The 26,620-nt window shown below is 43.6% G+C and carries 26 protein-coding genes; 15 read left to right on the top strand and 11 right to left on the bottom strand.

The features are described 5' to 3' along the window. The first annotated feature begins 75 nt into the window (after positions 1-75). From AAGR14_RS15655 to AAGR14_RS15630, 6 genes are all read left to right on the top strand, one after another. Positions 76-792: a phytanoyl-CoA dioxygenase family protein gene (locus tag AAGR14_RS15655; RefSeq protein ID WP_342645176.1), complete on the top strand. Its 717-nt coding sequence runs from the start codon at positions 76-78 to the stop codon at positions 790-792. Between the two features lie 4 nt (positions 793-796). After that, positions 797-1,564 carry a Rossmann-like and DUF2520 domain-containing protein gene (locus tag AAGR14_RS15650; protein ID WP_342645175.1) on the top strand — a complete coding sequence of 256 codons (768 nt, stop codon included), beginning with the start codon at positions 797-799 and terminating at the stop codon, positions 1,562-1,564. Positions 1,565-1,598: 34 nt separating this feature from the next. Further along, positions 1,599-1,931 (top strand): 2Fe-2S iron-sulfur cluster-binding protein, encoded by a 333-nt coding sequence (locus AAGR14_RS15645; RefSeq protein WP_342645174.1) that lies wholly within the window; start codon positions 1,599-1,601, stop codon positions 1,929-1,931. A gap of 38 nt (positions 1,932-1,969) precedes the next feature. Beyond that, entirely contained in the window at positions 1,970-2,212 is a 243-nt protein-coding gene (iscX, locus tag AAGR14_RS15640; protein WP_342645173.1) for a Fe-S cluster assembly protein IscX, read from the top strand. Between the two features lie 69 nt (positions 2,213-2,281). Continuing rightward, complete coding sequence (locus AAGR14_RS15635) at positions 2,282-2,791, top strand: HAD-IIIA family hydrolase (RefSeq protein WP_342645172.1); 510 nt, start codon at positions 2,282-2,284, stop codon at positions 2,789-2,791. A gap of 59 nt (positions 2,792-2,850) precedes the next feature. Beyond that, complete coding sequence (locus tag AAGR14_RS15630) at positions 2,851-3,423, top strand: Maf family nucleotide pyrophosphatase (RefSeq protein WP_342645171.1); 573 nt, start codon at positions 2,851-2,853, stop codon at positions 3,421-3,423. Here AAGR14_RS15630 and AAGR14_RS15625 read toward each other — a convergent pair. The 3 genes from AAGR14_RS15625 to AAGR14_RS15615 form a co-directional block, all read right to left on the bottom strand. Beyond that, positions 3,400-4,359, bottom strand: coding sequence for an exopolyphosphatase (locus AAGR14_RS15625; RefSeq protein ID WP_342645170.1), 960 nt, complete (start codon positions 4,357-4,359; stop codon positions 3,400-3,402). The two genes, AAGR14_RS15630 and AAGR14_RS15625, sit on opposite strands and share 24 nt — an antisense overlap. Positions 4,360-4,431: 72 nt before the next feature. Beyond that, entirely contained in the window at positions 4,432-5,682 is a 1,251-nt protein-coding gene (locus tag AAGR14_RS15620) for an ABC transporter permease (RefSeq protein WP_342645169.1), read from the bottom strand. A 3-nt stretch (positions 5,683-5,685) separates the two neighbouring features. After that, positions 5,686-6,591: an ATP-binding cassette domain-containing protein gene (locus tag AAGR14_RS15615; protein WP_342645168.1), complete on the bottom strand. Its 906-nt coding sequence runs from the start codon at positions 6,589-6,591 to the stop codon at positions 5,686-5,688. 102 nt (positions 6,592-6,693) lie between these two features. Between AAGR14_RS15615 and AAGR14_RS15610 the strand changes: the two genes are divergently transcribed. Continuing rightward, positions 6,694-8,067 carry a Fic family protein gene (locus AAGR14_RS15610; RefSeq protein WP_342645167.1) on the top strand — a complete coding sequence of 458 codons (1,374 nt, stop codon included), beginning with the start codon at positions 6,694-6,696 and terminating at the stop codon, positions 8,065-8,067. Positions 8,068-8,086: 19 nt separating this feature from the next. Here the strand turns inward: AAGR14_RS15610 and AAGR14_RS15605 are convergent, their stop codons facing one another. Then, on the bottom strand, positions 8,087-9,469 hold the full coding sequence (locus tag AAGR14_RS15605; RefSeq protein ID WP_342645166.1) for an exonuclease domain-containing protein: 1,383 nt from the start codon (positions 9,467-9,469) through the stop codon (positions 8,087-8,089). A gap of 161 nt (positions 9,470-9,630) precedes the next feature. Between AAGR14_RS15605 and AAGR14_RS15600 the strand changes: the two genes are divergently transcribed. Both AAGR14_RS15600 and lepB read left to right on the top strand, forming a co-directional pair. Then, positions 9,631-9,906 (top strand): hypothetical protein, encoded by a 276-nt coding sequence (locus tag AAGR14_RS15600; RefSeq protein ID WP_342645165.1) that lies wholly within the window; start codon positions 9,631-9,633, stop codon positions 9,904-9,906. Positions 9,907-9,970: 64 nt separating this feature from the next. Continuing rightward, on the top strand, positions 9,971-11,077 hold the full coding sequence (gene lepB, locus AAGR14_RS15595) for a signal peptidase I (RefSeq protein WP_342645164.1): 1,107 nt from the start codon (positions 9,971-9,973) through the stop codon (positions 11,075-11,077). A 5-nt stretch (positions 11,078-11,082) separates the two neighbouring features. On the opposite strand, the gene AAGR14_RS15590 is transcribed toward lepB, so the two are convergent. The 3 genes from AAGR14_RS15590 to AAGR14_RS15580 all read right to left on the bottom strand — a co-directional run bounded on the left by AAGR14_RS15590 (position 11,083) and on the right by AAGR14_RS15580 (position 15,501). Then, positions 11,083-12,234, bottom strand: a complete 1,152-nt coding sequence (locus AAGR14_RS15590) for an MFS transporter (RefSeq protein ID WP_342645163.1) — start codon at positions 12,232-12,234, stop codon at positions 11,083-11,085. A 107-nt stretch (positions 12,235-12,341) separates the two neighbouring features. Further along, entirely contained in the window at positions 12,342-13,160 is an 819-nt protein-coding gene (locus tag AAGR14_RS15585) for a DUF4249 domain-containing protein (protein WP_342645162.1), read from the bottom strand. A gap of 4 nt (positions 13,161-13,164) precedes the next feature. After that, positions 13,165-15,501, bottom strand: coding sequence for a TonB-dependent receptor (locus tag AAGR14_RS15580; RefSeq protein ID WP_342645161.1), 2,337 nt, complete (start codon positions 15,499-15,501; stop codon positions 13,165-13,167). Between the two features lie 134 nt (positions 15,502-15,635). Here AAGR14_RS15580 and AAGR14_RS15575 point away from each other — a divergent pair, with 134 nt between their 5' ends. From AAGR14_RS15575 to AAGR14_RS15565, 3 genes are all read left to right on the top strand, one after another. Beyond that, complete coding sequence (locus AAGR14_RS15575; RefSeq protein WP_342645160.1) at positions 15,636-16,490, top strand: pirin family protein; 855 nt, start codon at positions 15,636-15,638, stop codon at positions 16,488-16,490. Positions 16,491-16,609: 119 nt separating this feature from the next. Beyond that, entirely contained in the window at positions 16,610-17,602 is a 993-nt protein-coding gene (locus tag AAGR14_RS15570) for an SDR family oxidoreductase (RefSeq protein ID WP_342645159.1), read from the top strand. 378 nt (positions 17,603-17,980) lie between these two features. After that, complete coding sequence (locus AAGR14_RS15565) at positions 17,981-18,625, top strand: DUF47 family protein (RefSeq protein WP_342645158.1); 645 nt, start codon at positions 17,981-17,983, stop codon at positions 18,623-18,625. Positions 18,626-18,630: 5 nt separating this feature from the next. Here the strand turns inward: AAGR14_RS15565 and AAGR14_RS15560 are convergent, their stop codons facing one another. Then, the gene (locus tag AAGR14_RS15560) at positions 18,631-19,731 is read right to left on the bottom strand and encodes a DUF3810 domain-containing protein (protein ID WP_342645157.1); all 1,101 of its coding nucleotides are present in this window, start codon (positions 19,729-19,731) and stop codon (positions 18,631-18,633) included. A gap of 202 nt (positions 19,732-19,933) precedes the next feature. On the opposite strand from AAGR14_RS15560, the gene AAGR14_RS15555 reads away from it, so the two are divergent. Continuing rightward, positions 19,934-20,848 (top strand): hypothetical protein, encoded by a 915-nt coding sequence (locus AAGR14_RS15555; protein WP_342645156.1) that lies wholly within the window; start codon positions 19,934-19,936, stop codon positions 20,846-20,848. Positions 20,849-20,943: 95 nt separating this feature from the next. Further along, entirely contained in the window at positions 20,944-21,642 is a 699-nt protein-coding gene (locus AAGR14_RS15550) for a DsbA family oxidoreductase (protein ID WP_342645155.1), read from the top strand. A 73-nt stretch (positions 21,643-21,715) separates the two neighbouring features. Here the strand turns inward: AAGR14_RS15550 and AAGR14_RS15545 are convergent, their stop codons facing one another. The 3 genes from AAGR14_RS15545 to AAGR14_RS15535 form a co-directional block, all read right to left on the bottom strand. Continuing rightward, positions 21,716-22,714 carry a fatty acid desaturase gene (locus AAGR14_RS15545; protein WP_342645154.1) on the bottom strand — a complete coding sequence of 333 codons (999 nt, stop codon included), beginning with the start codon at positions 22,712-22,714 and terminating at the stop codon, positions 21,716-21,718. A gap of 170 nt (positions 22,715-22,884) precedes the next feature. Continuing rightward, on the bottom strand, positions 22,885-23,691 hold the full coding sequence (locus tag AAGR14_RS15540; protein ID WP_342645153.1) for an alpha/beta hydrolase: 807 nt from the start codon (positions 23,689-23,691) through the stop codon (positions 22,885-22,887). 133 nt (positions 23,692-23,824) lie between these two features. Further along, on the bottom strand, positions 23,825-24,877 hold the full coding sequence (locus AAGR14_RS15535) for an NAD-dependent epimerase (protein ID WP_342645152.1): 1,053 nt from the start codon (positions 24,875-24,877) through the stop codon (positions 23,825-23,827). Positions 24,878-25,039: 162 nt separating this feature from the next. Here AAGR14_RS15535 and AAGR14_RS15530 point away from each other — a divergent pair, with 162 nt between their 5' ends. Beyond that, positions 25,040-26,530 (top strand): M28 family peptidase, encoded by a 1,491-nt coding sequence (locus AAGR14_RS15530; RefSeq protein ID WP_342645151.1) that lies wholly within the window; start codon positions 25,040-25,042, stop codon positions 26,528-26,530. Positions 26,531-26,620: the final 90 nt, after the last annotated feature.

The raw sequence follows: 26,620 nt of genomic DNA, 5'->3' as shown, positions 1-26,620 counted from the left end.
TTGTTTTTAAAATGTCTTTGTTTTGCTTTTATTAAAGGCTTTGCTATAATTGGATTGTTTTATAAAATAGCAACCATGGATTTTGATTGGCATCGGCAAAACATCAGCAGCAAGGGTTTTACGGTTTTGGAGCATATTTTGGATGAGGATGGTATCAAAGAAATCATCGACCTGATCAACCAGTCAGATGCTCAGACCGATCCCTTCAGGAAATCTGAAGACCTATTTGCCATCAGGCAGTTTTTCAAAACCCTGCCCGGCATTGCTCCCCTTGTATTAATTTCGAAGCTGAACGCCTTGATTAACGGTATTTTTGGGCAAGGTTATTTTGTAACTAAATCCATTTATTTTGACAAGCCTGCGCGGTCTAACTGGTTTGTAGCTTACCATCAGGATTTAACCATATCAGTCAATCAAAAGGCGGAAGTATCTGGCTATACGCATTGGACTACCAAACAAAATCAGTATGCCGTTCAACCACCTGCCAAAATTCTTGAACAAAGTTTTACGGTCAGAATTCATTTAGATGACACTAACAAAGATAACGGAGCATTAAAAGTAATACCCGGCTCTCATTTAAATGGCGTAAGGCGGCCTGATGATATTGACTTTACCGATGAAAAGGAAATAGTTTGTGATGTAGGCCGGGGTGGTGTGATGATCATGCGTCCTCTATTGATGCATGCATCCGACAGAACGGTAAATAACAGGCAGCGGCGCGTAATTCATATTGAATTTAGTAAAGCTGCTTTACCGCAGCCGCTACAATGGGCCGAAAGATATAATAGTTAACTTTATGCAAATAACACTTATAGGCTCGGGCAATGTAGCTACCCATTTAGGGGCAGCGTTGAAAAATGCCGGACATCAGATTGTGCAGGTGTACAGCCGAAACGCCGGTCATGCGGCGTTGCTGGCTTACCACCTCAAAGCCGAAGCCATCAGCAATCTAAATGACATCAGCTCTAATACCGATTTGTTTATCATCAGCGTAAAAGATGATGTAATTGCAGATATGGCATCATTGTTAGCAATACATCAAAAGCCTATAGTACATACATCGGGTGCTACACCTTTAGCTGTATTACAGCAATATACCGCGGAGGCAGGTGTGTTTTACCCCTTGCAAACGTTTAGTAGAACTAAAGAAGTTAATTTAAAAACTGTACCGTTGTGCATTGAAGCAACCAGTGAGGGTTTGGACGGTATACTGCAACAACTTGCCTCAACCATCAGCAACAATGTATATAGCGTAAACTCCGAACAACGAAAAATACTGCACCTCGCAGCTGTTTTTGCCTGTAACTTCCCAAATTACCTTTACCGAGCATCGCAGCAGCTATTAGCGCAGCATCAGCTCGATTTTAACATGCTACGGCCGCTTATCAGCGAGACGGCTGATAAGGTGCAGCAACACTTGCCTGCAGAGGTGCAAACGGGACCTGCTATACGCAATGATGAAAAAACAATGACAGCTCACCTGGCGTTGTTGAGCGGAAATGACGAGCTAACTGCAATTTACAATTTGTTAAGTCAGGCTATCATCAAAATGGGTAAGGCGTAACCCACCGTTGAGTAAATTTGTTACTTTTGCCGCGATGGATATTTTTAAAGTCAAGATAAGCTTTGAGGAACCGGATCATGCACCGGTTGAACTGCCGATTGCTGAAGGGGAGTCGGTACTGGATGTATGCCTGGAAAATGGTATTGAATTACAACACAATTGCGGTGGCGTTTGCGGCTGCAGTACCTGCCACGTGTACGTAACCAAAGGCATGGACAATATCCAGGAAATATCAGACAAAGAAGAAGATTTTATTGACCGTGCCGTTAGCCCACGCATCAACTCGCGTTTAGGTTGCCAGTGTGTAATCATCGACGGTGACATCGAGGTATTGATTCCCGATCAGTCGCAGTTTATGGGGCACTAAATAAAACTCAATTACTAATTTTAATCATTCAGATCATCATGAACAACGATAAATTCGCTTTGCCCATTCACTGGAACGACTATGAAGACATAGCCATGGGCCTTTACGAAAAGTTTGGCGATAACTTTGACGAATCAAAAATTTACCGTATCCGTTTCACCGATTTGATGGAATGGGTGTTAAGTATACCCCATTTTGCCGGCAAACGCGAAGAAGCCAATGAAGGTCACCTGGAACAAATACAGTCGGCCTGGGTTTACGAATGGCGTGATAATCAATAAGTAATTATAGGATTTGTTGAATTATTTCCTTAAAATTGTGTGATTTGATTAAAAACTTACAAAACGTTGTTGACTAAATTTAAGGAAATCACCACCTTTATTTTTGATGTAGATGGTGTGTTAACCGATGGGTCGGTATATGTGAATGAGGCTGGCGAGCAAACCCGTTCTTTTAACATTAAAGACGGATACGCATTGCAGCTGGCGGTTAAATGTGGCTATAATGTAGCTGCTATTTCGGGCAGTCGTTCTAAGATTGCTATCTACCGTTTAAATAGCCTGGGCATTAAAGATATATTTTTAGGGGCAGGTGTAAAAACCGATACCTTTAAAACATATATCAACGAGCGCGGCATCAGCCCCATGAATGTGATGTACATGGGTGATGACATACCCGATTTGGAAGTAATGCGCCAGGTAGGCATGCCGGTTTGCCCGGCCGATGCTGCCGAAGAAATTAAAGAACTTTGTGAGTACATTTCGCCTATTGCCGGTGGCAGAGGTTGTGCCCGCGACGTGATAGAAAAGGCCTTGAAAATACAAGGCAAGTGGATGGGTGCCGAAGCTTACAGCTGGTAGCTATCTTTTTAGGGTTGGCTGTGCCTGCATGGCCAGCCACAAAACTCATCAGCATACCTATGAATATTCCAAAAATTATTCTGGCATCAAAATCACCTCGCAGGCAAGAATTACTCCGCCAGATGGACGTTGATTTTGAGATTGTATTGAAGGAAGTTGATGAGTCGTACCCGGAAAGCCTGACTCCCGAGGAAGTCGCTGTTCACATAGCCGAAAAGAAAGCGAAGGCGTATGATGGTACCTTGAATGATGAGGCTGTATTAACGGCGGATACCATTGTTACTATTGACGACCTGATTTTGGGTAAACCTGCTGATGCAGCAGACGCGGTACGGATGCTGAAGTTGTTATCTGGCCGGGTGCACCGTGTAGTTACTGGCGTCTGTATTTTGTATAAGCAGCAATACAATCTTTTTCACGATGTGTCTCAGGTGTTTTTCCGTAAGCTAACGGATGCCGAAATAGCAAGCTACGTAGAAAAATACCAACCCTATGATAAGGCTGGTGCGTACGGCATACAAGAGTGGGTTGGCATTACGGCTATTCAACGCATCGAAGGCTCTTACACTAACGTGGTTGGTTTACCTACCGAAAAAGTGTACCAGCAATTATTGCGGCTGAGTGCCCTGTAATTTGTTTAAATCAAACAGCTCGGCAATAACACCCTCTTTTAAGGAATAAGCTGACATAACTAACTGCCTGATATTTAACCTGCCGGTCAAGTAGCGGGTAAAGAGCGAGGCTACTACAATCATATCTACCCGCACCGGTATAATACCTTGCATGGCGGCACGCTCGTTATGATTGGCTTTAACTATAGTTTCAATCACTTGGTTTAATGCCTGCTCCTCAAAATGGTAAACCGGCGTATGCTTCAAGTCAAACTCTTTTCCCTTATTACGTTCAACCATTTCGGCAAAAGTTTCGAACGCACCTGAGGAGCCAATCAGGTTATAAATAGCATGATTTTTTAACGCTGCAAACAGCGGCGCCAGTTGTTCATCTAAATATCGGCTTAGCTCATTAATCTCCTGGTTACTGATGGGGTCTGTTTTATGAAAAAGTGCCATCAGCCTCGCCGCACCAGTTTCAAAGCTCCGCTTGTACAGGATGGAGCTATCATTGCCTAAAATAAACTCAACGCTGCCACCGCCTATGTCAACAATCAAACTGTTTACATCACCCATACAGCCGGATGCTTTTACACCCTCGTATATATAAGCAGCCTCCCGGTCGCCGCTGATAGTTTCTATGCGGATCCCAGCACGTTCTTCAACTTCAGCCATAAATTGCTGTCCGTTGGATGCACTGCGCATGGCCGAGGTAGCAATGGCTTTTACTTGTTTTACGCCGTGCTCTTTAATTAACTGTCCAAAGCTAATTAAGGTGTCAACGCCTCTGCGGTAAGCATCAGGTTTAATGGTGCCTTCGTTAATGCCGCCTTCGCCTAATTTTACGCCAACGTATTCATGCCTTATCTCGGTAAAAAGGTTTTCGGCATGGTATTCGGCAATTAGTAAATGGAAGGTATTGGTACCCAAATCCAATACAGCAACGCGGTTGTTCATAATGCTAAAAATAAAAAATCCCGGCCAAGGTTTTATTCAGCAGGGATTGCATAAAAATATTACAATGCAGAATTACTCTTTGTAAAAAAACCATTTGGCTAATTCGCCATAGCTGGCTTTTTTGCCGTACATCAAAATGCCTACCCGGTAAATACGTGAGGCTACCCAAGTAGTAAATATAAAACCGATTACCATTAAGCCCATAGACAGGAACAATTGCCAATCGGGCACCCCAAAGGGTATGCGCACCATCATAGCCACCGGGGCTGTAAACGGTATCACCGATAGCCAAAAACCAAGTGTACTATCCGGATTTTGAGCTAAAAAGCTTACCGAAATAATATAGGTAAACAGCAGTGGCATGGTAATCGGAAACATAAACTGTTGTGTTTCTGTCTCACTATCTACCGCCGAACCCACGGCCGCAAAAAGGGCGCTGTAAAGCAAAAATCCGGTCAAAAAGTAAAATAGGAAGTAAGCAATGATATGGCCTATAGGCACGCCTTTTAATCCTTCAATTAAACTTAATAACGGACTTTGCGGTGCATTAAAATTTTTGCTGGCAATGTAGCTAACTGCCAACGACAGGATGATCCACAAAGTAAATTGTGTTAAACTTACCAGCGCTACCCCGATAATTTTGCCCAGCATGAGTTGAAATGGCTTAACCGATGATACAATAACTTCTATAATACGGTTAGTTTTTTCTTCAATTACGCCACGCATTACCTGAGCGCCATAGATAAACAGCGATATGTAAATCATAATGGCACCGGCAACACCAATGCCGTAAAGCGCACCGATGTTTGAATCCTTATCGCCATCGTCAGTAACCTCACGTGCACTAATGCTAATACTGCTGTGAATGGCATTAAGGCGGGCCGTATCTATACCGGCTGCTACCAGCGAGTTACTGGTGGCAATCTTGTTCATTTGCCGTTCAATCTCGTCGGCAGTTACTACGCTCGGTTTTTTGTTAGAAAGTACCTGAACAGCCTTTGGCTCTTCATAGTTTTTAGGGATAACCAATATAATTTCGTCCTCGTTTTTTTGCAGCCCCTTTTTAGCTGATGATAGTGAGGCGTTAAGGTTTTCGAACTTTAGGTTTTTCTTATCCTTCAGTTTGCCGGCAAAAACGCCGCTGTCGTCAAGTACTTTTACCACGCGGGTGCTGTTCATCTCGCTGCTGTTTTTGTAGAGCAGGTACATTACGGCATACATACCCAATAATAAAGCGGGCACCAGAAAAACGGTAATCAGAAAAGCTTTTTTGCGTACGCGCGATAAGTATTCGCGTTGTATAATGAGTAAAACTTTGTCCATCGCTTAGTCTTTTTGATTTACTTTTTGAATAAAAATTTCATTAACGCTTGGTATCACTTCTTGTAAGCGGGTAACACTTACCTGCGGTATCAGGTATTGCAGCACGTCGTTTGTGCTGGCATCGGCATTAAGCTGCAGGCGCATCAGGTGGCCTTCGTCGGTTGTGTTTTCGTTGAGTAAGGTAAAAGGCTCATTACCATTAAAATTTAACTGATTGCCGCTGTACTCAACCAGATAAGTGTTGTTCCGGTAAGCGTTACGAATGTCTTTAATCCGGCCATCCAGAATTTTATGTGATTGGTGGATCAACGCTATCGAGTCGCATAATTCTTCTACCGATTCCATGCGGTGGGTCGAAAATAATATGGTAGCTCCTTTTTGGTTAAGTTCCAGTATTTCGTTTTTTATTAACTCGGCATTTACCGGGTCAAAACCACTAAAGGGCTCGTCTAAAATAATTAGGTCGGGCTCGTGCAGTACGGTGGCTACAAATTGAGCTTTTTGCTGCATACCTTTGGATAGCTCTTCTACTTTTTTATTCCACCAGTTTTCTATTTTGAGTTTCTCAAACCAGTATTTAATGCGACGGGTTGCCTCGGCATGGCTTAAGCCTTTAAGTCGGGCCAGGTAAACAATTTGCTCGCCAATGGCCATCTTTTTATACAAGCCGCGCTCTTCGGGCATGTAGCCAATGCGCTCAATATGCGACTGGTTTAATTTTTCACCCCCAAAATAAACCTCGCCCGAGTCGGGAGCGGTAATCTGGTTGATGATACGGATAAGCGAAGTTTTACCGGCGCCGTTAGGCCCAAGCAGGCCAAATATTTGTCCGCCGGTAACTTCTAAACTTACACCGCTTAAGGCCGTATGCCCGGCATATTGTTTTACAATGTTCCGAATACTAAGCATGGTAAAAGGAGGTCAGTTGTTTAAGTTGATGAATTTAGTATTAAATATTAGATAACAGACGACGCATTTTGTTACAGTGGCAAGTTAAATTATCTTTAACCCATGAACCTGACGTTAGAGAAAGAATTTAGCAAAGTTGAGATTTTTGAGCGTATTGATGAACTAAAAAATCAAATTGATGCCGTGCGCCCGCTTCCGGACGAGATTGCCGGTAAAGTAATGCAAAAGCTGCGTTTGGACTGGAATTATAATTCTAACGCTATTGAAGGGAACAAACTTAGTTACGGAGAAACAAATGCTTTATTACAGCACGGTGTTACCGCTAAAGGCAAACCGTTGAAAGACCATCTGGATATTCAGGGACACAATGCAGCAATTGAATTTTTAATGCAAATGGTTCAAGATGGCAGACCTTTGACCGAAACAGATATTCGTGGCCTGCATGAGGTGATTCTTGGAGAGCCCCACAAAATTGCAGCGCAGACTGCCGATGGAACGCCGACAACGAAGATGCTTACGTCAGGCGAGTACAAAAAGCTGCCTAACCACGTAAAAACCCGAACAGGCGAAATTCACTATTACGCTACGCCCGAGGAGACGCCTGCCAAGATGAATGATTTGATGCAATGGTATAATGCCGCTATTGAAGATAGCAGCATTCATCCCATCGTTATCGCAGCTTTATTTCATCACCGCTTTGTTGCTATTCATCCATTCGACGACGGTAATGGAAGGATGACACGAATTTTGATGAATTTAATTTTAATGCGTCATGGGTATCCTGTTGCCGTTATCAAAAACGACGATAAAGATAATTATTACTCGCTTTTAAGCCAAGCTGATAAGAGAGACTTTTGGCCTTTCGTTGAGTACATTGCGGAAAGGGTTGAAAATTCTTTGTCAATTTATATAAAGGCAATTAACGGGCAGGACATTGAAGATGAAAGCGATATTGATAAAGAGTTGGCCTTGTTTAGAATGGAGTTGAGAAATAATGTTGACGTTAAAGAGAAAAAAACAGTAGAAAATTATAAATCCATACTACTAAATGATATTCAACCCTTGTTGAGTAGTATTGTTACCAAAGCAAATGACTTTACTGAATTTTTTTTCGATTATTCGATGTCTTTAAATTTAAAAACATCAGGTCATCATAACCACGAGGTGAAATATACCAATAAAAGCGATATGATAACTAACATGATTAATCAAATACAAAAAAGTACTATGATTGACGGTTTGATTGTAAGAGGTAAGTATTATGGATTCAAAAATTCCAAAAGAAATTTTGATATAGCTTGTGGGTTTTCAGTACAATTCAACATCTTTGATTATGTCTTAACGGGGCCGCAAAGCAGTTTCATCATTAAAAAGTTATATCACGAGCATTTGACTCAGGAAGACAAAGTGAACTTTATAAAAGCATTCTTTAGTAACTTGAAAAATGAAATAACTAAAGAACTTCAAAAAGAATAGCTATAATTAAATCTTTCCCTCACGCCATCTCCCGCAACTCCGTAAACGCAACTTTTTTCCACGGATGCTCTTCCGCATGATTAATAATCATGTTGTGCATATAGTCATTACCGGGGTAAGGCGTTAAATGGTTTTTGAGTTGCGATAGAGAGTTCACCTCAAAATAATGCGAAATATAGCCCATACCGTAAAGGCGGCCTTCTTCAATCAAAATACAGCTATGCTCGTCGCTGGTCCGTCCTTCATCGCGTATGGCAAAAGTAGGCAGGGTTTGTTTTAAGCCGTCAATGGCCTGCTGTATTTTTTGGTTATAATCTTCTACGCTTTCGTGGCCGGTGCAGGCGCACTGAGCTTGCAAGGCACCTGTACAGGTATCATTATTTTTTTGGATGAAGCAAAACTTTGGGCATAACTGGTATGCGTCAATCAGCTTTAGTAAAACATTTCGCCCTTCTAGCAGCGAGCTACAGGTATGTACCGGGGTCGAGTATTTACGGCGCTTGTCTACAGCGATCCGTAGGTATCCGCGCTGGTCTTCGTAGGTGTATAAGCCAAAGTTAAATTCCAGCTTTTTTTGCGAGCGGTTAAACTTAGGCCAAAGGCGCTTAATTTCTACAGCCTCGGTAAGCAGCGCCATAAGCTCCGTGCCGCATTCCTGGAAACTGATTTGGTGAATATTGCGCATAAAATCCTGCCGCTGTGCGCCCGAGTTGTTGCCGCTAAAATGGCTGGCCACCCGCTTTTTAATATTTACCGCTTTACCTACATAAACTACCTTCCCTTTGTTATCGTGAAAGTAATACACGCCCGGTGTAGGCGGCAGTTTATCAATAAAGCTGCGGTGCAGGTTAGGCGGCAGCACCTGTTCTTTCGAGCGTTGCTTTAACGCTTCGGGAATGTGCTGGTTGCTGTCATTCTCCAGCAGCAGCGAAAATAGTTCGGCCGTGGCATCTGCATCGCCGGCGGCGCGGTGCCTGGCCGAGTTGCCAATACCCAACTGGTGGCAAAGCTTACCCAAGCTATATGAGGTCTTGCCCGGCAAAATCTTACGGCTCAAACGTACTGTACATAGCTTGGCGCATTGCAAATCGTACCCAGCAGCAGCAAGGTGATATTTTACAAAAGAATAATCGAAATTTACGTTATGCGCAACAAAGATGTGCCCCTGTATAAGGTGGTAAATATCATAAGCTACTTCTTTAAAATAAGGCGCATCCTGTACCATATCATTACTGATACCGGTAAGGGTTTGTATATAAATCGGGATTTCTTTGCCCGGATTAATTAAAGTCTGGTAGCGCTGAATTACCTCTTTACCATCATGAATACAGATGGCTATTTCTGTAATTCCGTTAGCGCTGGCATGCCCGCCCGTAGTCTCAATATCAACAATTGCATACATCTAATATCAAAATTAAGAAAAATAACGATGCTAATATTGTTAGCCTGAAAATTGTTGATTTGGCATGACGCATGGTTTGTAATGCTACCTGCTACCGGTACCTAAAAACTGATGACAAAACATTTTAAGAGCTAAGTGCTTTATGAATAAAACGCCAAAAAATGAATGCATATCAAGAAAAGTGGATTGAAGTACTCAATAATGCCCAAATTAAAGACTGGAAAATTAAACCGATGGGTAATGATATACTGGTTGATTTACCCGATGGCAGCCAGGTATCTACCATTATGGAAAACCTGCCCGATGTGATAGCCACGCTGGCTTTAGATATTACGGTGCCTGCCGAACGGCTTAAATTTATACTGCGGCATGCCGGCGAAAGCCATGAGTATGTTTTAAACCCGACCGACCAGGATTTAAATACCGGTAAAAAGTAAAGTGGCGTTGTAACAAGTTGAGGTATAGCTGGTCAGATAGAGGTATAACTTAATTGCTACCCTTATGTCTGTATTCAACTGGTTTAGGCGCAATCCGTCGCCCAAGGTAAAAAAATCTAAAGTTCGCGAATGGGGTGATGCCATCTTGTTTGCCCTGGTGGCATCTACTTTGGTTCGCGGCTTACTGTTTTCTGCTTATGCTATACCATCAGGATCGATGGAAGGTAGCTTGCTAACCGGCGACTACTTGTTTGTTAGTAAAATACATTATGGGCCCCGTATGCCAATGACGCCGGTGGCTATTCCATTTTTAGAGTCGACCGTAACCAGCAACAATATTAAAACTTATTGGGACGGTATTAAGCTGCGTTATTTTCGCCTGCCTGGATTATCCGAAGTCAAGAAAGGCGACATTGTGGTTTTTAACAAACCCGAAGAAGCCGATCCGGCGTATGGCCGGCCGGTAGATGTGCGCACCAATTTAATCAAACGTTGCCAGGCCACACCCGGCGATGAACTGCGCATTATTAACGGCCGTGTTTTTATCAACGGTAAGTCAGCACCCGAAGCGCCGGATCAGGAAACTACTTATCATGTAACTACTGACGGCAATACCCTTAACCCCAAATTGTTACAAGAACTCCGTATGGAAATTTTGCAGCAGTTAAATGATACATCACTCGTCGTCAACATACCGACCCATAGTTTAGCTGCTTTTAAGCAATACAGCAATATTAAAAAGGTAGCGCCGGTAATTGACCCGGCTGGCCGGTATGATGCAGAAGTGTTTCCGCATAATCCCAAATTTACCTGGAATATAGATAACTTCGGCCCCTTAGTGATGCCTAAACGAGGGATGAGTATTGCCCTTAACGATTCAACTATGGCTCTTTACCGCAGGGCCATTGAGTTGTACGAAGGTAACCGTGTGGAGGCCAGAAACGGTAAAGTTTCAATTAACGGCAAACCGGCCGACCGTTATACCTTTAAAATGAATTATTACTGGATGATGGGCGATAATCGCCATAACTCACTCGATTCGCGCTTTTGGGGTTACGTGCCCGAAGACCACATAGTAGGCAAGGCCATGATTACCTGGTTCAGTACAGATTCGTCAGCAACGTTGCTCAACAAAGTCCGCTGGAACCGGATTATGAAACCGATACGGTAATTGGTTTAAAGTTTAAGCTTGCTCGACAGGGCCGTTACACACAAGCCCATCACAGCTATTAAAACAAAGCTTACACGTAAACTAAACGCACCGGCAACAAAGCCTATAACAGGCGGGCCAACCAAAAAACCCACAAAGCCAATGGTTGATACTGCTGCCAATGCCAGCCCGGGCGACATCGTTTTGGAGCGACCGGCTACGCTGTAAACCATAGGTACTACTGATGATACGCCGAAGCCTACCAGTAAAAAGCCAATCATGGCGGTGTACAGGTGCGGAAATATAACCGCAACCATTAAACCAGATGCAGTAAGCAACCCGCTTAACTGCAGTATTTGCTTTAAGCCAAAACGTTCGGCAAACCAGTCGGCTACAAAACGGCCTAAAGCCATGGTGCACATAAATGATGTATAACCGGCAGCCATCCATCCGGCCTGGGCATGTATTACTTTTTTAAAATAGATTACGCTCCAGTCAAACATGGCGCCTTCGCAAATGAGGGAACAAAAGGCAATGATGCCTAATTTGATTAAAGGCCGGTCGGGCAGGGCAAAGGCTGGTCCGGTATCGCCCGTCGAGCTGTCGTTAAAAAGATAACGCTGGCAAACAATTACTCCCAAAATAACCACTAAAACGATGTAGGTAAAATGATGAATAGGCACAACGCCCTTGCCAATCATAAAAGTACCGATTCCGGCACCTGCAAAACCTGCCAGGCTCCATAAACCATGAAACGAGGCCATAATGGGCTTGCCATAAACTTTCTCGGTGGCTACGGCCTGGGTGTTTACAGCTATATTTACGGTGTTGCTGGCAAAGCCGTAAAACACCATGCAGGCAATTAATGAGGTAACATTTGGCGCATAACCCAATCCAATCAGCGCTATTCCGTAAACTATAATACCAATGATGGCCAGTTTGCGGCTGCCGATGTGCGATATCATCCATCCGGCTAAAGGCAAAGAGGCCATCAATCCAACCGGGATAGAAAACAGGATAGCGCCCAGCGCTGCGTCAGATAAGTTTAAGGTTTGTTGTATCGTAGCAATGCGCGATGCCCAACTGGCAAATATCAATCCCGGTAAAAAAAACACCATCCCAACGGCAAACCGTAAATAGTGTTTGGGGTAAGAAAGTGTAGCCGTTGTTTCAGTCATGCAGCAAAATTTATTACAAGCAACAGTTGTACAAGATTGCTTATTTTAATACGGCTGCAAATTTACCGTCTTTTTATTGGTAAATAGTAAAAGTAATGTCCTTTCGGTTATGGAATTTTTATTTCAATGGTTTGATAGGTATGTGCGCTAAAATATCCGAGGGTGCCATTGTCAATATTTGATGGCGGGTTGCCCGGCGTAGTGCCGCCACCGGGGCCGCCACGGCTTTGCTGCCTAAAAGTGAAAAAATAGTCAAACACCGGTTTGTCAATGCACTGTATCTCAACACGGGCTATATCTCCGCTCATGAGTTTGTCACTTTCAAAATCGTCATCATCAAAATACAGATCCTGCTTAATGCGGTTACCATCGGTTAAGCGGTCGTCAATTACATATATACGGTTTACCTGCTTGCCATTGATGTATTGTATAAACCGGTACTGGTTAGCTACGCCTTTAGGGTCGGTAAAGTTAACCGATACGATGGTGCGCGAATTACTGCCAAAGGTGATTTTGCTTAAGGTTAATGAGTCTGTCCTCACGGGGTTGGGCATTACCGAGTTTGCAGTGTAAGTCTGCCCGTCTACCGTAATCCGGAGCGTATAAGTACGGCCTGATACGCCACGCAACGGCCCAAAACTATATAAGCCCGAACCAGCTGCGGTTTCGGCAAAACGATAGGTGTTCCCTGCATTATCACTCACTTGCACCGTTGCGCCCGAAACGGCAGGATAAACGTTGGTAGCCGTGTAAGCAACCGAGCGGCTAATTTTTATAAACTGCGTTTCGCGAATGTTAGTAATGTTGCCCTCAATCACCAATTGCGAGGGTGATGTATTCACATCAATATCAATCACTTTTTGGCAAGACGTTAGCAAGCCTGAAAGACTAATGGCTAAACAAAACAGGTAAACCAATTTTTTCATCTAGTTAAAACTTAAAATTCCAGGTTACGGATGGGATAATCCCAAACAACGAAGTTTGTACAGCTTCTGTCCGGGTAGGGTCGGATGGCACGTTGCGAAAATCTACCGAATAAGGGTTTTTACGGTTGAGCGCATTGTATAAACCGAACGACCAGCTTGAGTGGAAACGTTTGCCGGTGTCTTTACCCTCCAGCGTAGCGCTTAAATCAAGGCGGCTGGTGTAGGGTAGTCGGTTGGCATTGCGCTCCGTATAGTAATAAGTGGTGATGCCACCTAACTGATATTTACCGGCCGGGTAGGTAACAGCGTTTCCGGTGCTGTAAATATAGTTGGCAGATAGCGTCCAGCGTTTGCTCAGTTTGTAAATACCCACCAGGGCTACATCGTGTGTGCGGTCTTGCCGGGCCGGAAAGTAATTGCCATTGTTCAGCCCGGTAAACTTACGCTCCGTGCGCGACAGGGTATAGCTTAACCAGCCGTTAAGTTTGCCTACCCGTTTTTTGGCAAACAGTTCCAAGCCGTAAGCACGGCCGGTGCCAAACAGTAATTGCGACTCAACGCTGGCGTTGGCGATCAGGCGTGCTGCATTTTTGTACTCAATCTGATTTTGCATCCACTTGTAATACACCTCGCCCGAAAACTCAAATGTATTATCCTTTATATTTTTAAAATAACCTAGGGCTACCTGGTCGGCAATTTCGGGGCGGATGTTGTTACTGCTCATCACATACTGGTCGGTAGGCGAGCTGGAACCCGTGTTGGATAGGATATGGATATTCTGTGTATTGCGGTTGTAAGAGGCCTTTACCGAGTTTTCGTCATTAAAAAGATAGCTTGCCGAAAAGCGTGGCTCCAGGTTGAAATAATTTTTGGCAATACGGCCACTGCCATAAGTAGCAAAAGAGGTAACATCACCGGCAGCATTATAAGTGCTGAAAGTGCCCGGGCCTAACAGCGCAAACCAACTGGCCCGCAAGCCATACAACAAACTCAGGTGCTGGTTCACTACATACTCGTCAGACAAGTAAGCAGAGGTTTCGACACCGTAGCGGTTTTCAATTGATAAATTGTTAAAGCTGGATGTGGTGCTTGTGCTGATATCGGATGGTGCAATACGGTGGTGGGTGGCCTGCAAGCCAAAGCGCAACGTATGCTTATTGCTGAAGTATTGAAAATCCTGCTTCAAATTGAAATCTCGAATAAGCGACGTTACCTTAAAATTATTAACGTCATCTAACAGCTCAATGATGTAGCTGTATTTGTTATAAATAAGCGAAGTATTAGAAAATAACCTGCTGTTAAAAACATGGTTCCAGCGTAGGGTTCCGGTGGTGTTGCCCCAGTTGTTGGCAAAAAGATCCTTAATACCGATGTTATCCTGACCAAAATAGCCCGACAGGTAAACAGTGTTTTTGTCGTTAAATTTGTAGTTAAACTTGGCGTTTAAATCGTAAAAATTTAGGGTATTACCTTTAATTGCCGTATCGGGTGAGGCCTTGAGCAAAAAGTCGATATACGTACGGCGGGCGCTAATCATAAACGAACTTTTATCTTTAATCAGCGGTCCTTCCACTTTTAATCTGGAGGCGATGAGGCCCAGGCCCCCTTGCATAGCAAAGTTCTTATTGTTGCCGTCATCCATCTTAACATCTAAAACCGATGATAGCCTGCCGCCATATTGTGCGGGCATGCCACCTTTATACAAATCAGCATTTTTAATAGCATCGGCATTAAAGGTAGAAAAGAAGCCAAGCAAGTGCGACGAATTGTAAACCGTTGCCTCATCTAACAAAATAAGGTTTTGGTCGGATGCGCCGCCGCGTACAAAAAAGCCGGTATTGCCCTCGCCGCCCGATTTTACACCCGGCAATAGTTGAATGGTTTTGAGCACGTCTTTTTCGCCAAACAATACGGGGATATTGTCCAGCAGCTTCATATCAATTTGCTCAACACCCATCTGCGGACTGCGTACATTTTCGTTTTTACGGTCGCCGGCCCTTACCACTACCTCCTGCAATTCCGATCCGGCCTTAAGCTCAATGTTGAGCAATGTATTTTTATTAAGTGTAACACTTTTTATAATGGGCTGGTAACTAATATAGCTAATGGTAACATTGTAAGTGCCTTCGGCGCCGGTTAGGGAGTAAAAGCCGTAAGCGTTGGTAGAGGTGCCCACGCGGCCGCCGGCCGCCTGCATAATTACAGAAGCACCTATCAGCGTTTCGCCAGTAGCAGCATCTCTGATAGTGCCACTAAGGGTGAACTTTTTTTGTGCCACGGCAGATAGCGAACAAAGTAAAAAGGCAAGGCAGCAAAATAATTTACCCAAAGTATATGGCATGTATAAAGTTAAATGTGCCTGTAAAAGTAACGATTTACTATAAACAGTAAGGGCTGCTAACTGGTGTTTAAACATTTTAACCGAAACTTTAGTTGTGCTAAAGTCACTGTAAGTCAAATTCTAATCAAACGTTAATGAGAACCATAAATAAAATCCATCAAGCTGCCTATTCGCCCATTGCCGATTTAGTTACTTACCGGGCCATCCCAACGGCATCGATACAATATATTGACCCGTTTTTATTTTTAAATCATCATGGTCCGCAGGTGTATCAACGTAACAATAATGGCTTGCCATTTGGCCCGCACCCGCACCGGGGTATGGAAACGGTTACGTTTATTTTAGAAGGTGATATAGCGCATAAAGATAGCAGCGGGCACGAAAGCGTGATACAAGCGGGAGGCGTACAGTGGATGCGGGCCGGTAAGGGATTGATTCATGCCGAAATATCATCCGATGATTTTAAGCAGCAAGGTGGTCCCTTAGAGATTTTGCAATTATGGATAAACCTGCCTGCCCGCCTTAAAATGTCTGAGCCTTTTTATATTGGCAAGCAGCGCGACGAAATACCAACCCTGCCATTGGATAACGGCAGGGCAGAAGTTAGTTTAATTTCGGGCCAGTGGAACGAGGTAAAAGGTGCGTTTGACTCGGCCGACAGTATCTTTTTAAGCACCATTAAATTTAAAGCAGGCGCGCAGTTAGAGATACCAGTGCCATCGGCGCATAACGTTTTTTTCTATGTAATCTCCGGCGAGCTCGCTGTTAACACTGCGAACGTTAAAGCATTGCAATTGGTTGAATTTAACCACGACGGTGATGAACTGAAAATCAGTGCTCAAACCGATGCCGTTTTATTATTAGGCCACGCCATGCCGCTTAATGAGCCGGTGGTATCACAGGGGCCGTTTGTGATGAACACGCAACAAGAGATAGCCGAAGCCTACCAGGATTATCGTGATGGTAAATTTGGGAGTTGGGAAGAGTAACATTTTTGCATACCAACGCAGCACAAACGGTGTAGACGTATGGTATTTGTCCATTTTAATTAAACTTTTGCACCAATGCAGGGTTGTATACCAGTTACAATCCTGCATTTTATAGTTTTATGACAGCATCGAAATATCTGCCGGCGGCACCTCTTAATAAAAAAACAATAGTAATAACCGGTGCTACTAGTGGTATTGGCCGGGCTACAGCTTTAGAGTTTGCACGTTATGGTGCCAAAGTGGTATTGGCTGCCCGGCAAAAAGAAGCACTGGACGAAATGGTTGATCTTTGCGACCGTTTGGGAGGCAAGGCTATTGCAGTAGTTACCGATGTTACTGATGCCGAATCGGTTGCACGCTTAGCTAAAGACGCCTGTATTTTTGGCGGTAGTTTAGATGTATGGATTAACGTAGCAGGTTTGGGCGCACTGGGCGAGTTTACTACTATACCCATTGAGGTGCACAATCAAGTTATTAAAACCAATTTGTTGGGTTATGTTAACGGGGCACATGCAGCGCTTACGCATTTTAAAAAGCAAAAGCGCGGTGTGCTTATCAATTTAAACTCGGTAGGAGGCTATGTAGCTTTCCCATACTCAGTTTCTTATACAGCCAGTAAGTTCGGACTGCGCGGTTACTCAGAAGCGCTGCGGGCCGAGTTACACGATTGTCCGGGCATTCATATTTGTGATGTTTTTCCGGGGTTTGTTGATACGCCGGGTCCAAGCCACGCAGCCAATTATACCGGTAAGGTTTTAAAACCTGCGCCTCCGGTAGTGCCTACTTATAAAGTAGCGCACACCCTGGTTATGCTGGCGCAAAATCCCAAAAACTCGGTGATGCTGGGTAGCTCGGCTTACTTTGCCCGGTTTAGCCAGTGGTTGTCGCCAACGTTAACCCGTTTGGCTACTACCAAATTTGTAAAAATGTACTTAAAAAATGCCGAACCTGCTCCGGTAACCAATGGTAGTATTTTTGAGCCTACCCGCCAGGATAATAAAATATCGGGTGGTTATACCTCGAAAAGAGTGAGTAATAAAAAAGTAGTTCGTGCTGCCGGCATTGCCGGTGTAGTGGTGGGTGCTTTGTATTTACTCAAAAAAATAAGTTAACTTATTTTAGCTGCTGTGCAACGGCTTCCAGTTCATGATCTGGAATATTTTCGGGCGCGTCAAACTGTCTCATAATCAATTCCTGGGGTAAGGTTATAGCCCGTATAATGTTTTTACAATTACGTTTTCGTTATTATAATAATGATTTTTGTAGTTGCCTATTGTGGGATTACAAGATGATAAACGGATCAGTAATTCGACGATGGCGTAAGTAGGAAGATCATTTTTTGGCATGTGCAAATGTATCTTAACCTTGCGTTGATGTATAATTAACAATTTGTTAACAAATAAACATTGTCTTAACATTCAATTTATAGTGTAAATTTGCAATCACTAAAGTTTAGCTATTGTTGACATCCCTATTGTTGCTAAAAACCCATGAATAATTTTCTGACCAAATTAATGCCCAATAACGATCACGTATTTTACGGTTTGTTTAATAAAGCGGCGAGTAATAGCGTTGCTATGGCTAAGTTACTGAATACGGCTATTGAAGGCGAATGGGTTCCTGAACAAAAAACTGAATTTGCGCAAATAGGCAGGTTAAAAGCACAATCGGCCGAATTAAAGCGCCAGGTATATGCCGTATCTGGTAAGGCGTTAATATCTCCTTTTGAACGTAACGATATGTATGCATTGGTATCGGCGATGAATGGATTTTCTGATTACATTGATGCTTCTGCCCGCCGGATCAACCTGTACTCCATCGATTCTATAACAACACCCATACGCCAGCTTTGCAAAATAGTGCTTGATTGTGCTTTGGAGCTTGAGGCTTGCGTAATGGCTTTGAAAGATTTAAGTAACGGCAAGGCTATTGTTGACAGCTGTAACCGCATCAAACAACTGGAACACGAGGCTGATATGGTATACGACAAAGCGTTTGCGGTGCTAAACAACGAGGAAACCGATACTTTCAGGTTAATTAAGTACGGTGAAATTCTGGCGTCGTTAGAACGTACCACTGATAAATGCGAGCAAGTATCTTATGTGGTTGAAAGCATCCTGGTAAAAAACAGCTAATCGTTTTACAGCCTTCCGTATTTACGATAGTAGGCCATCGTTAAATAAATCATGCGGTTGTAGGTGAGCAGTCCCTGCGGTTGGTTATTGGCCTTTAAAAAGTTATCGTAAAAGATACTTGTCACGTAGCTTATCTGGTTTTCGTAATGTTCCCAGTACAGCCGGTCGGCTTTCAGGTTGTTTTTAACCGGTTGAGATATTTGCTTTTTTAATTGGTTAAATTCTGCCGTATCGCGTCTGCGTACCTGGCGCATAAACTCCTGCATGGCCAGATAGTAAGCCGAGTAACGCGTTAAATGGTCGGTTGACTGCCTGGCTGCCAAAAAACCTACAAAATTGGCTTCATCTTCACGTGCAAAACCCATCTGGTGCGCCATCTCATGGCAGGCAGTTACTGGCGTATTAACTAATGGCATTTGGTAATTAACCTGAGCCTCACCCGTAAAGGGATTAAAGTAGCCGGAGGTAGCCATGTAATTTAATAAAGGCGTAAATAGTGATGTTTTAGCAACTGGCCGGTAAGTTTTAAATTGCTTAAAATGGTCAGGCAGCTTTTTAACAGCGGCCGATGCAACAGCACAATAATCAGGTTCGCTTTTATTTATGCGGGCCCACTGCGAATAAGCACGTTGCGTGGCGTTGGTGCTATCAATCAGCAAACGGGTAATTTTTGTAAGGTCGTTTAAGTTATATTCTTGCTGAGGCAGCTGTAACAATACGGCAGCCGGAGGCCTGAAGTAATTTAAACCCCACAATAAATAAAATGCACAGGCAAAAATCTGAAACCCGATTATAAGCCGCATGATGCTTAATGGTATGTGGTTGAAAGATTTATTGATTAATAAACGAACAAATCTGACAACCGAATAAACCAGGTAAGCAATCAGTGCCAAGTATAATAAATCGCCTAAACTTATAGGCAGCCAGCCAATTAAAAAATTTCTGACTGCGTTAATGGCTGGGTATAAGCCTTCGGCATAATAAGTCTCTATCCATTCAGGATAATTACCAAGCCAAAAAATTGAAAACAATAACAGCGTAAGCACAAAAAGGGTTATCCCGTAAGCTTTGCGATTATAGTTTAGGGTGTTGAAGTCTTGGCGCATGCAGCAAAGTAAGTGAGCTGAAGTTAATAATCAAATATTCCTATCCTCACTCCACTAAATAGATACTAACACTTGCTGAATGCGTTAGCGTGTATTAACGGATTGTTATTTAAAAACTCCTAAGGTTTAATTATTTTCAATAAAAACAATTTAGTAATATCGGTTTTATATCAAAATGCGCATTTTTGTCGTTATAGACCGGATGTTAAAATTTACGTGGAAACGAAGCTTCTTGTGGGCAGTACTTATTTTGGTGCTGGAAATTGCCGCTTATGCCCAAAACAAAAGGGACGACCGCAGATATGTTGCCGGGCATTTACAAAGTAGCCTTAATAACGAAACATCAGGCATTGCAGCTTCTTCTATTCATCCCGATATATTCTACATTCATAACGACAGTGGTGATACCAGTCGTTTCTTTGCCATAAACTCCGAAGGCGCTTTAAAAGGCATATATTATTATCCACCGGCAGACAAAAAGTATCTGGGAGCTAAAGATTGTGAGGATATTGCGGTTGGGCCTGGTCCGGTTGATAAGCAAAGCTATGTTTATGTGGCCGACATTGGTGATAATGCTGAGCTCAATAAGTTTGTAACCATCTATCGTGTGCCCGAGCCCGGTTTACCCGCTAAGGCCGATGCCAACACTAACGTGCAAAGCGACGCCCTGTTTGTAAAATACCCGGACGGAGCCAAGGATGCCGAGACGCTGATGATTGACCCGATTGAAAAGTTAGTTTACATTGTGACTAAACGGCATAAAGATGTGGGGGTATATACTGCTCCGCTCAACTTTAAGGCGAATGATACGGTGATGTTAACCAAACGCTGCATGCTGCACTTTAGGGGGTTGCAACCTTTTAAGTGGATTGTAAGCGGCGATATTACTAAAGATGGGAGCCAGGTAGTGCTTAAAAGCTACAGCCGGGTGTATTACTGGAAGCGCGAGGGCAACGAGCCTATTTGGCAAACGCTGCAACGTAAACCTAACCAGCCTGCTTACGAGCAGGAACGTTTAGGCGAGGCTATTGGTTTTGCCCCCAATGGCAGGAGCTTTTATACAGTTAGCGAAGGTACAAACCAGCCAATATATCATTACCCTGTTCCCAGACAATAACGTTAACTTATGTCAGCGAGCCGTAATACCTTGTACGGCATTTACCCTAACGGTACTTTTACCTGTTATCTTTGTACATCAAGAAACTGAATATCATGAAAGTACAAATATGGTCGGACGTGCAGTGTCCGTTTTGTTATATAGGTAAACGCAGGTTCGAGGAGGCATTGTCGTCTTTTGAGCATAGCAGCGAAATTGAAATTGAATGGAAAAGCTTTTTGCTTAATCCTACACTTAAAACAGACCCGACCATCAGTGTCTACCAATCGCTATCAGACAGTAAGGGGTGGCAGATGGATTATGCCAGGCAGGTGACCGATCAGGTTACCGAAATGGCTGCACAAGTTGGTTTAACTTATAATTTTGACCGTGCTGTGGTAGCCAATAGTTTTAATGCTCACCGGCTAAGTCATCTGGCCAAAAAATATGATAAAGGCGACGCTTTAGAAGAACAACTGTTTAAAGCTTACTTTACCGAAGGTAAAAATATCGATGATGCAGAGATGCTGACTGAAATAGGCTTATCGGTGGGTTTGGATGAAGCCGAAGTGAAGCAAACGCTTGCCACCAATGCCTACAGTGACGACGTGCACCGGGATGTTTACGAAGCACAAACATTAAACATCAGGGGCGTTCCGTTTTTTGTAGTGGATAACCAATACGCTGTATCGGGGGCGCAGCCAACGGAGGTGTTTTTAAATACTTTGCAAACGGCTTACACCGGGTTTAAAAAAAGGTCTATCCAATTGAATGTAACCGACGGCCCAAGTTGTGAGCCGGGCGGCGACTGTTAGTTTTAAAGTTATTACCAAAGCAAAGGCCCGTACATTTATTGTACGGGCCTTTGCTTTATAAGTAATGTTACGATTAAACAGCAGCAGTAGCTTCCTGTATATCTTTTGATTTGGGAGCAGTTATTTTACCACCCCTGTTAGAGCGCGCCGTACGCGAAAATACAGACAACTCGCGGTTAAACAAAAATTCGAATAATAAGCGGGTGTATGAGGTATGGTAACCCAGGCTATCATAATGTGTGCCTGCAATAGCTTTCACTTTTGGCAGGTTATTCCAGGGGATAGAAGGGAAATCATGGTGTTCATTGTGATAACCTACATTGAGGTTAGGGAAATTTAAACGGCCATAATAGCTTTTGGTTTCCTGCTCGCCGTGTGTTAAGAAATGCTCTTGTACCCAACGTGCACCCAGCGGGTGTAAGCCTACCGAAAAGAAGAAACTTACCGCCAAATAAATAACAGCCTTAGGACCCAGGAAAAACCATACCGCCGCAGTAAATGCAAGTTGTACAATCCAGTTTACTGCTGTCCAACCGTCTAATAAATTAATCTCTTTTAAACGGAAAGGGCGTAAAGCCTGAAATATCGGGTAAAATAACAACCATATTGCTTTACCAAAGGTGTAGTTGTTAATTAAACGGGCTTCCCATCTAAAAGGCATATCGGCATCTAAAGCCTCAACACCCTGGTACGAGTGGTGCTTTAAATGATATTTTTGGAACGAAACTGCACTTGGTAATAAGGTTGGCAGGTTGGCAAATATACCGGCCCAGGTGTTTGCAGTTTTGTTTTTAAAAATCAGGTTATGGGCACACTCGTGTATACAAACAAAAAGGGTATGGCAGGCAAAAGCACCAACGCCATAGGCTGCTAATGCAATCCAGTACCACGCAGCATCACGCAGCAAGTAGGCAGTGGCTAATTGTATTCCTACACATAAGGAAATAACCAAAAAAGTGTAAGGATTACGGCCTATAAGCTGGCGCAGTTCGGGGTGCTCTTTAATAATTGTTTTTGTGCGTTGCTTATGTGGTTCCGCTTCATCCGACCATCTGAAACTCTTTTTCTTCATGCGTGGAATAATAAGTTTTGTTAGTATGTTTTAGTAAACTAAAGGTAAAAACTTTCGTTGATATTAATTCAAATAAATTTGTAAAGGTAATTATAAAGCAACGAAGCCCCGTGATTACCTATAACGGCATCCACGGGGCTTCATTGCTAACAGCAGTAAATAAATACGATTTAGTCGTTCACCACTGTTGCTGTATTGTAAGCGGGTACGTTTTCTTTTTGCTGTATCCAGTCGTATACGGCAGCAATTACCTGGTCATAGCCTGGTTCGCAGCATATAAAATGGCTTTTTCCGCTAAATTTACGGTAATCTACGTAGCTAATCTGGTCAGTATAAGCTTTTGCATTTTTCTCGCAAAGCTCATAAGGGATGATCTTATCTTCTTCGCCAGTTACAAACAGCAAAGGTACGTGTGGTAAATCAAGGTCAACCTTGCCGTCGTCGCCCAAACAATTGCGCAATACATTACGGCTATCATGTGTGGCAGTTCTTTCATATGGCTCCTTTACGGCATCCATACTCAGCGTGTTGGCAAAAGCACCCTGAAAACTTTCCAAATCCATGTCAAAAATATCATCGCCTTTTAATGGATTCATAATCAGTGCGCTGTTTTTGGCAAAGTCTAAATCCAGCGATATCATCCCGTTTGGCGCTACCGAACTGATAGGGACACCCAGTTTTGCTAAACCTTCGTTTACCAGTATCTGTGTAATTAAGCCACCTACCGAGTGGCCGATAAGAATTGGCTTTTCGCTCTGGCTGGCCGCCAGATTTCTGAATTTATCAATCACGGTAGCCAGCTTTAATTCGCCTAAGCCTGCCGGAGGATTAGTGCGTAGTTGAGATGGTTCACCTTCGTGCAAAGGCCATGATTCAGCTATGCAATTGTAACCTTTATCAGTAAAAAAATTTACCCACGCGTCCCAGCTTTTGGCATTCTGAAACATACCGTGAATGAAAATGATGGTGCTTTTCATAAGTGGTGTTTTAGTATCTAAATGTATAAATACTACAACCCGTTATGGTTATTGTTCGTCAGATCTTTAAACGCGCAGGTTGTAACCTATCGTAAAATAAATTAACAGATAAGATAGGCACTTACTCTAAAGCCTAAACATGATAAAAGTCTTTAAACCAGTCTACAAAGCGGTTGATGCCGTTTTGAATGTCTGTTTGCGGATGATATTGAAATTGTTCCTCCAGATCGCTCATGTCGGCATCAGTAAGCAGCACATCACCGGCTTGCATCGGCAGCATATTAATAATGGCCTTTTTACCTATGGCGTTTTCTAACGCGCCGATAAAATGCATCAGTTTAACCGGCGTTGAATTGCCGATGTTGTACAAACGATAAGGTGCACTTGAGGTAGCGGGGTCGGGATTTTTACTATCCCATTCAGGATCGGCCTGGGCTGGTTTATCCAATACCCTCACAATGCCTTCTACAATATCATCAACGTAAGTAAAGTCGCGTTGCATATCGCCATTGTTGTAAACGTCAATGGGTTTTTCTTTGATGATGGCATCAGCAAACTTAAAATAGGCCATATCCGGGCGGCCCCAGGGGCCATACACCGTAAAAAATCGTAGGCCTGTAGTGGGTATCTGGTAAAGGTGGCTATAGCTGTGTGCCATCATTTCGTTACTTTTTTTGCTGGCCGCATACAGGCTCACCGGGTGGGCCGCACCATCGTGCACCGAAAATGGCGTGTTGCTGTTTAAACCGTAAACGCTCGAACTGCTGGCATAAACCAAGTGCTTAACCTGTATATTACGGCAGCCTTCCAGTATATTTAAAAAGCCCGACAAATTACTCAAGGCATAATCATACGGGTTAGTAATAGAGTACCTAACACCTGCCTGTGCAGCCAGGTGGCAAACTACATCAAACTGGTAAGTGTTAAAGATATATTCCATCAAAGCCCGGTCGGATATATCAAGCTTAATGAAACAGTAATTCGGGTAAATTTTGCTGTATACCGGCTGGTTATCTTTCAAGGTAGTCGTGTCAATGCCAGAGGCTTCTAAACGACCATACTTCAGGCTGGTATCATAATAGGTATTAATGTTATCAACACCCACAATGTCGTAACCCAAACTGGCCAGCCTTTGCGCTACGTAAAAACCAATAAAGCCAGCTGTGCCGGTAACCAAAATCTTCATACAAAAATGTAAACAACCTTAACGGCTGCAAGGCCGCAAAGGTAAATTAAATTTAGTCAAATAACAGCTCCGCCCCTAAAGCGCAACGCTGTAACGTAATACAGATGTTATAAACGCATCAGGCTATAAAAACATATATTAGGCTGATACAAAATGTTTGATATGGGTTTACAAAAAATATGGATGGTTGCCTTGCTTTCGGGTTGGGTATTGCAGGGTATTAGCCAGGTAAAACCTGCTGACTTGCCACCGGCTTTAAGCGCCATTAAAGAAACTGATTTAAAGCGGGATATTTTTGAACTGGCCGGTGATGCCTTTCGTGGCAGGCGGGCCGGCACCGAAGATGAGATGAGGGCCGCCGCCTGGGTTGCTCAAAAAGCGCAGGAAGCCGGGCTGAAGCCGGCAGGCGACGATGGTACTTGCTTTCAGTTTTTTAACATGCGCCGTACCCGCACGGCCGACCGTAGTACACTGCAGGCTGGTAACCAGCGGTTGCTATTGGGTAAAGACTTTTGGGTAACACAACCGGTTGATGCGCACATAAATGGCAGCGTTACCTGGCTAAATTCTATGGCCGACACTACCATGAATCTGCAAGGTAAAACAGTAGCGCTCAAAATAGAAGCACCCAATCCATTACCTGCTAACGGTATGAGTTTATGGGAATACCGTTATACCGCTTCGGCCATTCGCCAGCAGGGAATGGCTTTAAGGCGCAAAGGTGTATCGGCTATTATATTTGTTGCTAATGATATTACAGAGAAGGGTATAGCGTTTATTGGGCACAATTATGAAGATGGGTCCTATCAAAATGTAGGCTTACCTGCCACAGTGGCCAGGGCAAACACCGGAGCAGCGCGATTAGCTACACCGGTTATTCTGGTACGATCTGAACTGGAAAATGCTATTAAACAAGCTGCACCACTGCAAGCTGACGTAGTGATGGAAACTTACTTGTACCCGTCCGTTAACGTTGTGGCTAAAGCCAATGGAAGTGATGCAAAATTACGTAACGAATTTGTGCTCTTTAGCGGCCACCATGACCACGACGGCATTGGCAATCCGGTAGGGCAGGATTCTATCTGGAACGGTGCTGATGATAATGCTTCGGTAACCGTTGGCATGCTGGCTATTGCCCGTGCATGGGTAGTTAAACCAGGCAAACGCTCGGCGCTTTTTGTATGGCACGGTGCCGAAGAGCGTGGTTTGTTAGGCTCGCGCTGGTTTGCGGTACATCCAACGGTAAACAAAGCCAGCATTGTGGCAGTATTAAATGGTGACATGATAGGCCGCAACGCTATTGATTCGGCGGCTTTGTTAGGGGCTATACCACCGCACCGCAATTCGCTGGCATTGGTTAATATGGCTATGCAGGCCAACCAGGGGCTCACTAAGTTTAAGGTTGACAACTCCTGGGATGAGGCTACCCACCCCGAAAACTGGTATTTTAGAAGCGACCATGCGCCTTACGCTCAGGCCGGCATACCGTCGATATTTTTTACCAGTTTACTTCATCCCGACTATCACACACCTAAAGATGAGCCGCAATATATCAGCATCCCCAAACTGGCTAAAATGACCCGATGGATGTATGCAACTGGCTGGCTGGTATCACAATCGCCGGCCAGGCCCGCTCTTGATGTAAAGCTTTAACTAGATTTTAAATAATATTAATCAGCGCCGGTATATTTTAAAGTATACCGGCGTTTTTGTTAATGCCAGAATTTGCCGGAACTGCACTTA

This window comes from Mucilaginibacter sp. CSA2-8R (assembly GCF_038806765.1).
In the GTDB taxonomy this organism is placed as follows: Bacteria; Bacteroidota; Bacteroidia; order Sphingobacteriales; family Sphingobacteriaceae; genus Mucilaginibacter.
Note: the sequence above shows the minus strand (reverse complement) of the source record. Positions and strands in the feature narration are given on the sequence as shown.